Here is a 12,664-nt window from a genome sequence, read left to right as displayed (position 1 = left end):
GACAGCCGGTTCAGCGCACGGCCACGCATTTCAGAATATTTTCTGATATGAAACATAATGGTCAAAATTGAAAATTGTCAATATGATTTGGAAAGAAGCGCTCGTGCGCCAGGCCTCAGTCGCCGTTCGCCCGCACCACGACGCCGCGCGCCATGACAAAGCCCATTTTTTCCAGCACGCTGATATCGGCCAGCGGATCGCCCTTCACCGCGACGATGTCGGCGGCCTTTCCGGCAGCGAGCGTGCCGACTTCCTTTTCAAGCCCGGTGTGCGCTGCACCCCATGTGGTCGCCGAACGGATCGCATCGAGCGGCGTAAGCCCGGCCTTCACCATCAGGGCAAATTCGCGCGCATTCTCGCCATGCGCTGACACGGCGGAATCGGTGCCGAATGCGATACGCACCCCCGCCCGGTGGGCGCGGCGCGTCGCGTCGATCATCAGCGGTCCGACCGTCCGCGCCTTGGCGCGAACCGGGGCCGGCATCCAGTCGGCGGTTTCCGCCTGCCGGGCGACGGTATCGCCCGCCAGCAAGGTGGGAACCAGATAGCTGCCTTTCGCCTTGAACAGCCGGATCGATTCCTCGTCGAGATACGTGCCATGCTCGACCGAATCGACGCCCGCACGCAGCGCGGCATTGACCCCGTCGGTGCCATGCGCGTGCGCCGCGACCTTGCGCCCCAGCCGGTGCGCGGTTTCGACGATCGCGGTGAGTTCGGCGTCGCTCATCTGCTGGCCAAGCCCCGCCGCAGTGTTCGACATGACCCCGCCCGTCGACGCCGTCTTGATGACGTCCGCGCCCTGTTGCACCGCCAGCCGGACTGCACGCGCGCAATCGTCGGCGCCCGAGCACAGTGTCGGCGCGCGGAACAAATCCATGATTTCCTGACGATATCCATGGATATCGCCGTGACCGCCATGCGCGGCGACGCCGCCTGCCGCAATGATACGCGGCCCAACGACTTTGCCCGTCGCGGTGGCGTCGCGCAGCGCATTGATCGCTTGCGGGTCGGACCCCAGGTCCACGACGGTCGTGAACCCCGCGCGGACCGTCCGCCCGGCAAAGACGACCCCGTCGAACGCCTGATCGGTCGCCGATTTGGTCACCGCGTCGAGGCGGCTGGTCGGGCTGGATTCGAAAGTCAGATGGACATGGCTGTCGATAAAGCCCGGCATTACAAACTGGTCGCGGAGGTCGACAATCCTGCCTTCGCCGACGAAGCCGTCGCGAATTGCGGCGACCTTCCCTGCCTCCACAACGATCGTCTTGTTCGTCTCGACGCGGCCGCTTGCCGGATCGGCCAACAGCCGTCCGGCGTGGATATAGGTGGTCGCCGACACGGTTTCCTGCGCCGCGAGCGGCTGTGCCAAAGCGGCAAGCGCGACAGCGCCGAACAGGATCTTCTTCATATCATCCACCCCAATATATCGTCGCGATCAAACGTCTGTACGGCCCCAGATCGCTTCTCCGCACCAAGCATTGCCGTCGGTATATTCGATGGACGGTTCGCGGTCGGCGGCAAGGAAGATCGGCCCGTCGAGATCGACGATATCGCAAAGCTGGCCGAGGATAAACGCCGGCGCCATCGCAAGGCTGGAACTCACCATATTGCCGACCATAACGCCCAGCCCAAGCTCGCGCGCGCGCCGCGCCATCGCCAGCCCTTCGGTCAGGCCGCCGCACTTGTCGAGCTTGATGTTGACAACATCGAAGCGACCGACCAACCCGTCCACATCGCCGAGCGTCAGCACGCTTTCGTCGGCGGCGATCGGAATCGGGCATTGATAGCCGGTAAGGTCAGCTTCGCGGCCACGTGCCAGCGGCTGTTCGAGCAGCTTCACATCGGCCGCAACAAGCGCCGCAACCAGCCGGTCGAGATCGCCGATTTCAAAACCCTGATTGGCATCGACACCCATCCAGCATTCGGGTCGCGCGGCACGCACCGCCTGCACCCGCGCAATATCGACGTCGAGATCGCCGGTGAGCTTCAGCTTGAGCGCGCGCGCCTGCGCATAATCCAGTGCGCCTTGTGCCATGATATCGGGATCGTCGGCACCGAGGGTGAAAGTTGTCAGCAGCGGGCGGGGTTCGGGAAGCCCGGCGAGTTCCCACACCGGAACGCAGCTGCGCCGCGCGTCGAGTTCCCACAGGGCTGCGTCGATCGCGTTGCGCGCGCCATTGGCGGGCAGCAAGCTCTGCAATTCTTCGCGCGTGATCCCGGCGGTAACCGCGTCGCGAACGCTTTCGATCCCCGCCGTCATCGTCGCAACGTCGTCGTTCAGATAATAGACCCCCGACGCTTCGCCGCGCCCGACATGTTCGCCGTCGGACAGCGTGACCACAACGAGCGATGCATCGGTGAAGACGTGTCCCGAAATGCGAAACGGCTTGGCAAACGGGAAAGATTCGACCGCAAGATCGAGCGAAAGGCGGGTATGCGAGGTCATCGAAATCTGTCCTTCAGGGGGTCACTTTACGGGCGCAACTGCGGCCGGCGCCAGCGCCGCCGCGATCTGGCCCACATATTTGTTCCAGTCGAATTTCTGCCCTTCCGGCGTCCAGCCAAGACGGACGATCACCGCATCCTGCGAGGGAATGGCCGCGACGATCTGAAAATTATGCCCGCGTGCCATCACGGTATCGGCGGGAACATCCGCAAAGAGCTTCCGGCGCTCGCCATCGGCTTCAGCGACGTTTAACCACAGCTGCGCACCATAGAAGGGCTGCGGCGCGGCCGGGGTCGGTGCCACCGCGAAATCCATCCATTGCTGCGAAAGCAATTGCTTGCCCCCTGCCCTGCCCTTGTTGAGGTGGAGCAGTCCATAGCGCGCCCAGTCGCGCGCCGTCGCATAGGCATAGGAACTGCCGATCTGCACGCCCGCTTCATCGGGTTCGATCAGCGCACTGGTCATGCCCGTGGGCTCGAACAACCGTTTCTGCGCAAAGCGCGCCATGCCCTCCAGCGTGCCGCCGGTCGCCTGAAACACGATGCGCGACAAGATATTGGTCGTACCCGACGAATAGCTCCATTTTGTACCGGGTTCATGCTTCAGCGGCTGCGCCGCCGCCATCGCGCCCATGTCGCCGGCCTCGAACAGCATCTTGATCGAGTCGTTCCCCGGCACATAGCTTTCGCTAAAACTGAGACCGCTCGACATCGTCAGCAATTGGCGCATCGTGATCTTGCCGCGCGGATCGCCCTCGCCTTTCCACTCCGGAACCGGCGCGGGATCGTCAAGCTTGAGCACGCCGTCATCGACGAGCAAACCGACCAATGTTCCCATGACGCTCTTGCTCGCCGACCAGCCGAGCAGTTCGGTGTTCTGGTCGAAACCCGGCGCATAGCGTTCGGCGACGATCGCCCCGCCCTGCACGACCACTATCGCCCGTGTGTCGGGATAGCCGTCCTTATTCTGTTCGTCGAAGGCGGCGCTCACTGCCTTGTCGAGCGCGGCCCGGTCGAGCCTCGCTTCGGCGGCCGCCTGCGCCTTGCGAACCGGCGCGTCGCCCATCGGCCACGGCTTCGCCGCTTGCGACCGCAGCGGCTTGAGCCGCGCCGCCTGCGCGTCGAGCGTCGCAGTCGACACATCACCGGTGAGCAATGTGCAGCCCACCGCCGGACGATAGAGCGCCGTGCGCATCGCGGCGCCGGGCGCCGATGCGGTCACAGTGCGCGCCTTGCGGTCGACCGCCAGCGTCACAGCTTGTGTGAAGGGCGCTAGCGCATGGACATCATCGCGCAGCACGTCGGCCTCGGCACGCCCCGCAACGAAGATGCTCGCACAGGAAACCTGCGCCGACACCGCGACGCCAAGGTCGGCGGGAGTGGCGACCGGCGGCGCGGCGGCGAGCGCCGGGATCGACGCCGAAAGCGCGAACCCGGCAAGGCCCAAAGTGGCAACATATCTGGTCATGAGAAGCCTATCAGCTTTTGGCGCGGCATGGGTGACGCAGCACTGCGCCTGCCCGTGCCCCGGTATGCTTGCCGCCATCGAGCGTCACGACGCCGTTGACGATCACCGTATCGATGCCGGTCGGCGCCGCCAGCGGGTTGTCCCAGGTCGCGCCATCGTCGAGCTTGCCCAGATCGAAGACAACGATATCGGCACGCATTCCGTCGCGGATCAGACCGCGATCGGACAGACCCATGCGCTGCGCGGGCCAGCTCGTCATCTTGCGGACCGCATCCTCGAGCGACAGCACGGGGCGCCGCTTCACATATTCGGCGATGATGCGCGGAAACGTACCATAGGCGCGCGGATGCGGCAGGCCGAGCGCGTCCATCTCGCCGAAATTCTGCGACGCCGCAGCATCGCTGCCGATACTGACCCACGGCTGCTTGAGCGCGGTTTCGATGTCCTCTTCGCTCATCATGAAATAGAGAGCGACTGAACGGTTCGGCAGGCCTTCAAGCGCAATATCCCAGGCGGCATCCGCCGGGTCGATGTTCAAGGCAGCGCCGATTTCCGCGAGGCTCTTGCCATGAAAACGCTCATATTTTTTGCTGAAACCATTGGCCAGCCGCACATTGGCAAAACCGCCCGAGGCGTGAACAAGGTTCGACCAGCCGGGCATCGATCCCGCAGCGACTTCCTTCTTCATCCGTTCGCGCACCTTGGGATCGCGCAGCCGTTCGATGCCTTTCTGCAGACCGTCAGCCCACACCCAGCTCGGGGCGATGATTTCAAGCCCGGTGCCGCCGGCGGTATAGGGATAAAGATCAGCCGCGACATCCACGCCGCGCGCGCGTGCTGCGTTGATCGTCGCCACCGCCTGCGGCATCAGCTTGCCCCAACCGGGGGCGAAGGCGGCTTTCAGGTGGAAAATCTCAACCTTCACGCCGCCCTTTTCACCAATCTCGATCGCTTCCTCGACGGCCTGGACCAGTCCTTCGCTTTCGTCGCGCATATGCGTCGCATAAAAGCCGTCACACTGCGCCGCGACCTTCGCCAGCGAGACGAGATCCGACGTGCTCTGAAAGCTGCTCGGCGCATAAATAAGCGCGCTGGTAATGCCGAACGCGCCATTCTCCATTGCGATCTTGACCTCGCGGCCCATCTCTTCGAGTTGCGCGGGCGTCGGCGATCCGGCTCCGTCGCCCATCACCTTCATCCGCGCCTGCGTCGACGAATAATAGGTGCCGTAATTGACCGAAATGCCCTGCTTTTCCAGCGTCTGAAAATAGGCCGGGATCTCGGCCGCCGCCGCCGGCGGCCCACCTTCGCCGGCGATGACGGTCGTCACCCCCATGCGCAACTTATTCTCTGCAGCACCGCTTTTGAGCAGGACGCGGCCCGACTGGTCCATCATGTCGATAAAGCCCGGCGACACATAGCGGCCCTTGGCGTCGATTTCCTTCGTTCCGCGACCGGGGATTTGCCCGATACGAACGACCTTGCCGTCCTTGACCGCGACATCGGCGCGAACCCATGGGTTTCCGGCGCCGTCAAGGACGCGGCCACCGCGAATGACGATGTCATATTCGGGCGCCGGGGCATTGGCGACAAGCAGCATCGACAAGGCGCCGAAGAGAATCTTGTGCTTCATATTATCATCTCCCTGTCGGCGGCCGGGGGACCGCCGAATTCCTGTCACTTCTTCGCGGCAGCCGGCGCATCGGCGCGCACCGCATCGACCACCTCGCGGACGGCGGCGATCACCACTTCGGGCCGATCGACCTGGATATAATGGGTGGCGTCGGGTACGGTCTGCTGACGCCCACGGGTAGAAAACGCCGCCTGCTCGACATGGAGTTGCTTCCATTCTTGCTTGAAGCGCGCGCCGACTTCCGCCGTCAGCCCCATCCCCTTCAGTTGCTCGGGCTTCATCGGTGCCATCGCGGTCAGCACGATCAACGGTCGATTGCCAAAACTGTGAACCGCGCGCGCATCCGCCATCGTGTCGTCGAAGCCGGTGAGTTCGGACCGCGAACCCGTCACCGATGTACTTCCATAGGCGGCCGATATCGCCAGCGCGTCACCAAGCCTTTTGGTCTCGGCGGCAGTGCGGAGTTTCGGCTTGTCGCCGCGTGAGATCATAAAGCGGGTCAGGCCCGTCCACGACAGCGCCGTCGCCACGCGCATGATGGTCGACGCCTGCTTCGGATGGACATCAATCCCGGCCACTTTGCCGAGCCGCGCGACCTGATCAGGGTGGGAGGGATCGACCATCACCAGCCCGGCGACCTGATCGCCATATTTGCCGACATAGGTCCGCGTATAAGGGCCGCCGATCGAATGGCCGACCAGCACCAGCTGGTCGTTGATCCCGGCACCCTTCAACAGCGCATGCAGATCATCGACCACCGCCGAAGCACGCTGCGGCGTATCCTTGGGGTCGCTCCACATGATCCCTGCGCGATCATAAGCGCAGGTGCGGGTAAAACCGGCGATCTCGTCATGAACCAGCGTCCAGTCGGTCGTCCCGCCTGTTCCCAATCCCGATTCAAGGATCACCGTCGGCGATCCCGTGCCGCGGCAATCGATGTGCATCTTGCGCCCGCCAACATCGACCAGCTGTCCGCGCGGCGGATAATTCGCCTGAGCATTTCTGCGTCCCAGCGCTTCATAGATCATGCCGACCACAAGCGCGGCGATCAACAGCGCGAGGAGCCCCAGCAAGATGCGCTTCGCCCAGCGGCGAACGCGCCGCCAACCTGTCAGCTTCGTCATTTCGCGTCCTTCGCCGGGGTGAACAGAAGATCCTGATAATCATAGCTGAAGTCGGCGATCGGCGAGACGGGCTTCATCGTCACCCGATCGACCTTGCCATCAGCGTCGAGGCCGAAGGTCACATAGGCGGGCTCGATCGACTTATCCTCGAACCGCGTGATGAAGCTGTCATATTGCCAATGCTCCAGTGTCCCGCGCATCCGGGGGGTCGAGCGGAAATCGATCGTCAACCGCCCCTTATCCTCGCGCACCGCAATATTGCCGTACCAGGGATCATTATAGTCGCCGGCATAGCGCGCGCGCGGCAGCGAGGGGCCGATTTTCGCGGGCTTTGCCTGAACCGCCTTCAGCGTTTTTTGCGCTTCGGCGACCCGGTCCTTGGTCCGCGCCAGCCATTTTTCCGGCCAGCCCGCCTTGGGACGCCCCAGATAATGATCGAGCAGTTCATAGGTAAGGCCGTGGATGACCTCGCTATCTTCCGAATTGATCGTGATGGAAAAGCCAACCCCTTTTTCGGGGATCAGCATGACCATCGTCAAAAATCCGAACACCGCGCCGCGATGCGTCACGAGCTTGGCGCCCTGATAGTCGCGCACCATCCAGCCGAGCGCATAGGTGTCGAAATTCGGCTGCGTCGCTTCGAACGCTTCGGGAACCGGAGCGATCGGCATGAGCACCTCGGGCTTCCACATCTCACGCGACGCCGCTTCACTGAACAGGCGGCCTTCGCCCTCCGGCAACTTGCCCTGCGCGAGCTGGATTTGCAGCCAGCGCGCAAGGTCGCTCGCACTCATCGCCATGCCACCGGCGGGTGCAGCGTTACGGCCGAGCTCGTCATGCTCGTCGAGCAATTCCTGATCGCCGGCGCCACGCAGCCCACCGTTCATCCGCGCATGCGGAAAGGCCCGGTTGGCGGTTGCAAAACGCGCCTCGCTCTCGCTGGTCGATTCCTGCATTCCCGCGGCCTCGATAATATGCTCGCGGGTAAATGCTTCCCATGTCTGGCCGGAGACCGCCTCGATCAGCTCGCCCGCGACCATGTAAAGCACATTGTCATATGCATAGCCGCTGCGAAAACTGGTCGCCGGCTTGATGTGGCGCAGGCGCTTGACGCTCTCGCTGCGGCTGAGGTTGGTGCGCGGAACGAACAGCAGGTCGCCCGCCCCCAGCCCAAGGCCGCTGCGATGAACCAGCAGGTCGCGGATCGTCATTTCGCGCGTCACCCACGGGTCGTACATCTGGAAACCCGGCAGGTGATCGGTCACCTTGTCGTCCCATTTGATCTTGCCCTGGTCGACCAGCACCGCGAGCGCGGCCACGGTCACGGCCTTGCCGGTCGATCCGGTCGGAAAGATGGTGTCGGCATCGACCTTTTCGCTGCCGCCCAGCTTGCGCGTGCCAAAGCCCTCAGCGAGCGTGACCTTGCCTTGTTCGACGATCGCGACCGACATGCCGGGGACGCCCGCGGCGCTGCGGATCGCCTCGATACGCGCCTCGATGCCCTCGGGCGGAGTCGCGAAGGCAAAACCGGGGGCAAACGTCGCGGCGGCAAGCAGGCAGGCCAGGCGGCGGCGGTTAGCGGATGAAATCATGACGGGCTTTCCTGGACAGCGCTTTGAAGCGCCTGCTTCTTGTTGGCGACATGGCTGCGGACCAAACGATACAGTCCGAATGTCAGCAGCGGCACGACATAGGTCGCGAGAAAAATATAGGCGAGCGCGCGATAGCCGCTTGCGATCAGCGCGACGAGACCGAAGCGATCGGCGATGAACATGCACCCGATCAGCAGCACACCTGCGATCGCACCGCGCGCCCGGTTACTCAGGGAACGCCCGCGCCGCGCCTTCAACGCCGCATCGATACGTTCGTTAATCGCGTGCACGGACCCGGCCCCGCTTTCGAGCAACGCGGCGAAGATCATCAGCTGAAAGAGCAGGTGAAAGATCGGCAGTTCCAGCTTCTGGAGCATGAAGTCCGACGGCAACGTCTCATCGATGATGCCAGGGTAAAAGGCGATCATCGCGATGAAGAACAGCACCGCGGGCACCATCGCAAGCGGTCCGGCGATCAGCCCCGAGACGATCGCATCGCGCTGGCTGGTCATGTGGCGGACGACGGGCAGGATCACCACCGCACCGACGACATTATAGCTGGCATAGGTCAGACCGCCCAATGCCCAGCCATCGGTGGGCGTCGGAATGGCAAAGCGCGCGGAGATCAGATCGCCGAAGCTGCTCAGCGCAAGCACCATGAACAGCGCATAGACACCATAGAGCAGGAAGGAGACATATTTGAACAGCCCCTCGACCGAGCTGTTGCCGAAGGTGACGAACAGCGCAATGAGCGCCGCGAGACAGATGGTGCCGGCAATCGACGGCAAGCCGAAGACCGCGCTGCCGATTTCGCCCGCCGCGGCGCCGAACACCGCAAGGATCAGTGTGACGAACAGGACGTAGGCAATCTCGAACAGGACCCAGCCGCGCCCCAGCAATGTCTCGAAAAAGCTGCGATAATCAAACGCCCCCACCGCGCGGGCAAAGGCAAAGGTCGCGGCGCAGATGATGCTCCACAGCAGCATCGCAAGCAGCATCGCCGCCAATCCGCCCCAAGGCCCGCTCGGCAGGAAGAATTCCGCGAGCTCGCGTCCGGTGGCATAGCCGCCCCCGATTACGACAGCCTTGAAGGCGAAACCCGGCAGCAGGAACCGCTGGAACCAGGAGGATCCAGCTGTCGCTGCCGAGGCTGCCGCGCCGCTCATGCGAGGCAGTTATCCACCAGGCGGGCGAAAGCATCGCCGCCGCGGATCGGGTCGGCAACGGGCAGTCCCAGCCGCAGGCTTTCCTCAGCCATCAGCGTTGTGGCCTCCTCCTCGCTGAGATGCGAAGTATTGAAAGAGACGCCGCCACAACGGATCGCTGCATTGGTCCGCGCGCCGAGGCGCAGGTTCAGATCAATCGCTTCCTCGATGCTCGGCACCGCATAGCCGGGAGTGCCCAGCATCTGCTCGCGCCCCGGCTGATGACAGACGACGATCACGTCGGGCTGACTGCCGTGCAACAGGCCCAGCGACACTGCGGCGTAGGCGGGATGCAAAAGCGACCCCTGCCCCTCGACAATATCCCAGTGCGCGGGATCGGCGTCGGGGCTCAGCATCTCGGCCGCACCCGCTTCGAAATCGGATATTACAGCGTCCATCGGAATGCCGCCGCCGGCGATCATGATCCCGGTCTGGCCGCTCGCACGGAAATCAACATCGATCCCGCGCTCGGCAAAGGCCCGCGAAATGGCGAGCGCGGTATATTTCTTGCCCAGCGCGCAATCGGTTCCGACCGTCAGCAGCCGCTTGCCCGAACGCTTGCGCCCGTTACCGATCAACAGATTACGCGGCGGATCGCGCACGTCGATCAACTGCCGACCAAGCCGTTCAGCCAATTCCGCAAGGCCGGGGACATCCGACAGGCGGACATGCATGCCGCTGACGATATCCAACCCTGCCTCCAGCGCCTCTGCCAGCGCGGGGATCCAGCTTGCCGGGATGATGCCACCGCTGTTGGCAACCCCGATCAACAGCGAACGCGCGCCCTTTGCCGCGGCTTCCGCCGGTGTCAGAACCGCCAGCCCGGTGCTGACCTTTGCGGCGGGCAACGCATATTCGCCAACGCATTTTTCGGGGGCCCAGTCGCGCAACCCATAAGCTGTTTTCGCGAAACCGCTCTCGGTCGTGTCGCCAAGGAACAGCAAATAGGGCTGAGGCAGACTCAGCGCATCGGCGGCAGTGTCGAGGGATGTTTGAATGTTCACGGTTCTCACCAAAATCTGAAGGGAGACACGGATACCGCGCCACTGTGGCAACGAGCCCACGCCCACCTTCGCTGTTGACCTTTTTCAAGTCTATTTTCAAAATTTGATAATATCAAGAAAATTTGAAAAATTCTTCCGTCGGTACGGTCGGTCGAGCGCGCACTGCGCGCCCGGCGTCATATTCAGAAATGGGTGTCAAACGCGATCAGGTGGAAGCCCAGGGCGATCCACAGCAGCACAACCGCAGAGATCAGCAGTACAAGGCTCCAGAATTTCGCGAACCGGCCGCGCTTACCGGTCCAGACATGCCAGAGGTTCCACGCGGCGCTGGCCAGCAGCCCGACGAAGACAATCGGGGTGGCGATCAGCAACGTGATCAGCGCCCAGTCGAGTTCACCGCTCATCGACGAGAAATCGGACAAGAGCGCAGAGGCGAACAGGAACCACCCGGCGAAGATCGCGACTGCAAGCCCGGCCAGTCCGCGCGTCAGGCGATAGCTTTTCAGCGCCGCGGGCGAGAGCGCCGATTTCACGCCATAGTGGCGCCGCGCCCATGCCGAGACCGGCCAGGCAATCGCGGTGAGCAACAGCGCGCCAAGACTGAACAGAAAGGCGGGCGTCAGCCAAGCGCTCGAAAGATACCAAGGCACCGGTTCGAACAGCATGAAGGGCGCCGAGGAATCGAGGCCGATCCGGGTAACCCGCCCGTTTTCAACCTTCGCAGCGAGGCGCATCTTGCTGCCTTCGTCGCGCCAGACGAAAGGTTCGATCTCGACCCATTTGCGGGCCTGGCCGCCGAGGCCCGACGAAGCACCGAAAACAATCCCTCCATCGCGGTCGAGCGTGACCTTGAACTGCCCTGAAAGCTCCATCGCCTTCAGGAAGCTCGTTTCGAGACGGCGGGTCTTGTTATAGGTGCCGACCATCATCCGCGCATGCTCGCGCGCTGTGGCGGCATCGACCCGTCCATCGCGCTGCTCGAACGGGAAATAGCGGTCGGCAAAGGCTTCGAACAAATAGCTGCGGATCGGGCCCGACACATTTTGCGTGCCCGCCGCGTTCATCGACATGTAAATGCCGACATTCTCCTCGGGGAAGAGCCAGAGCTGGCTATGGAAATTGAGGCTGTCGCCGGCGTGCGAAATCGCTTTGCGGCCGTTGATATTCTGCTCGTAGAAACCCAGTGCCATGCCGTTGAGCGCCGGAATCGCCCGCGATATGGTTCCGTGCATTTGCGCTGCGGTCGCGGGCTTCAGCAAGGCGCCGCCATTGTTCAGATGCGCGATCATGAAGCGCCCCATATCAGCACCCGAAGCGGTCAGGCCGCCAGCGGGCGCAAGATTGCTCATCTCGAACGGCCCCGGCTTGCCCGACCCCAGCTTGTATCCGCTGGCCATCAACGGGCTCAGTGCTGCGGGGAGCGGCTGGCGAAAGCTCGACCGCACCATGCCTGCGGGCGTAAAAATGCGCTGCTCGACATAGGTGTTGAACGGCACGCCCGACACGCGCTCGACGACATAGGCCGCCAGCGCCGTTCCATAGTTGGAATAGGCCGGGGTCGATCCTGGTGCATAAATGCGCTTCGGCAGCGAACGCTTCAACATGTCGCCCAGCGGCGGCACGCCCTTGGGATTATAGCTGTTGAGCTCGCGCTGCACCTCGTCGAAGCCGCCGGTATGGGTCAGCAGGTTACGCATCGTCACCGGCTTGCCGGCATAGGCCGGAATTTTGAAATCGAGATAGGCGTTGACGTCGCGATCGAGATCGATCTTGCCCTGCTCGACCATCTGCATCACCGCGGTCCAGGTAAAGAGCTTCGAAACCGATGCCTGGCGGAACAGCGTCGTCTCGGGATCGACGGGCCGCCGTGCCTTGACGTCGGCATAGCCGAACCCCCGCTGCGTCAGCACCGCGCCATCCTTGACCACGACCACGACCGCACCCGCAGCATCGCCGCGTTTCAGGGCATAGGGCATATAGCCATCGAGCCAAGCGTCGACGTCACTTTTGACCATCGCAGGAGCGGAAGGCGACACGCGCCCGTCCCGCGCCTCTGCCGATGAGGGCACAGCGGCCGGACGCGCCGCAGATTCGGTCGCGGGGGATGCCATGAACCCGACGAGCACCGTCGCAGCCAGCAATCCGCGTAAATTCAGGAACCGCATTCATCCTCCCCTTTCGGCCGGCCGTCAC

At 63.2% G+C, this 12,664-nt stretch carries 9 protein-coding genes; all 9 read right to left on the bottom strand.

Annotation, left to right across the window (positions count from 1 at the left end):
* Positions 1 to 115 precede the first annotated feature (115 nt).
* Complete coding sequence (locus ACSYDV_RS10855; RefSeq protein ID WP_438323827.1) at positions 116 to 1,408, bottom strand: metal-dependent hydrolase family protein; 1,293 nt, start codon at positions 1,406 to 1,408, stop codon at positions 116 to 118.
* A 27-nt stretch (positions 1,409 to 1,435) separates the two neighbouring features.
* Complete coding sequence (locus ACSYDV_RS10850; protein ID WP_438323826.1) at positions 1,436 to 2,446, bottom strand: dipeptide epimerase; 1,011 nt, start codon at positions 2,444 to 2,446, stop codon at positions 1,436 to 1,438.
* A gap of 21 nt (positions 2,447 to 2,467) precedes the next feature.
* Positions 2,468 to 3,913, bottom strand: coding sequence for a serine hydrolase domain-containing protein (locus ACSYDV_RS10845; RefSeq protein WP_438323825.1), 1,446 nt, complete (start codon positions 3,911 to 3,913; stop codon positions 2,468 to 2,470).
* A gap of 10 nt (positions 3,914 to 3,923) precedes the next feature.
* Positions 3,924 to 5,546 (bottom strand): N-acyl-D-amino-acid deacylase family protein, encoded by a 1,623-nt coding sequence (locus tag ACSYDV_RS10840; protein ID WP_438323824.1) that lies wholly within the window; start codon positions 5,544 to 5,546, stop codon positions 3,924 to 3,926.
* A 44-nt stretch (positions 5,547 to 5,590) separates the two neighbouring features.
* Positions 5,591 to 6,670, bottom strand: a complete 1,080-nt coding sequence (locus ACSYDV_RS10835; protein ID WP_438323823.1) for an alpha/beta hydrolase — start codon at positions 6,668 to 6,670, stop codon at positions 5,591 to 5,593.
* The gene (locus ACSYDV_RS10830) at positions 6,667 to 8,262 is read right to left on the bottom strand and encodes a serine hydrolase (RefSeq protein ID WP_438323822.1); all 1,596 of its coding nucleotides are present in this window, start codon (positions 8,260 to 8,262) and stop codon (positions 6,667 to 6,669) included. The genes ACSYDV_RS10835 and ACSYDV_RS10830 overlap by 4 nt, the downstream gene beginning before the upstream one ends.
* Positions 8,259 to 9,428, bottom strand: a complete 1,170-nt coding sequence (locus ACSYDV_RS10825; RefSeq protein ID WP_438323821.1) for a YkvI family membrane protein — start codon at positions 9,426 to 9,428, stop codon at positions 8,259 to 8,261. Before ACSYDV_RS10825 ends, ACSYDV_RS10830 begins: the two co-directional genes overlap by 4 nt.
* Positions 9,425 to 10,471 (bottom strand): N-acetyltransferase DgcN family protein, encoded by a 1,047-nt coding sequence (locus ACSYDV_RS10820; protein ID WP_438323820.1) that lies wholly within the window; start codon positions 10,469 to 10,471, stop codon positions 9,425 to 9,427. Before ACSYDV_RS10820 ends, ACSYDV_RS10825 begins: the two co-directional genes overlap by 4 nt.
* Before the next feature lie 182 nt (positions 10,472 to 10,653).
* On the bottom strand, positions 10,654 to 12,636 hold the full coding sequence (locus ACSYDV_RS10815; protein WP_438323819.1) for a serine hydrolase domain-containing protein: 1,983 nt from the start codon (positions 12,634 to 12,636) through the stop codon (positions 10,654 to 10,656).
* Positions 12,637 to 12,664: the final 28 nt, after the last annotated feature.

The sequence above is a fragment of the Sphingopyxis selenitireducens genome, from assembly GCF_051550705.1.
Lineage (GTDB): Bacteria > Pseudomonadota > Alphaproteobacteria > Sphingomonadales > Sphingomonadaceae > Sphingopyxis.
Note: the sequence above shows the minus strand (reverse complement) of the source record. Positions and strands in the feature narration are given on the sequence as shown.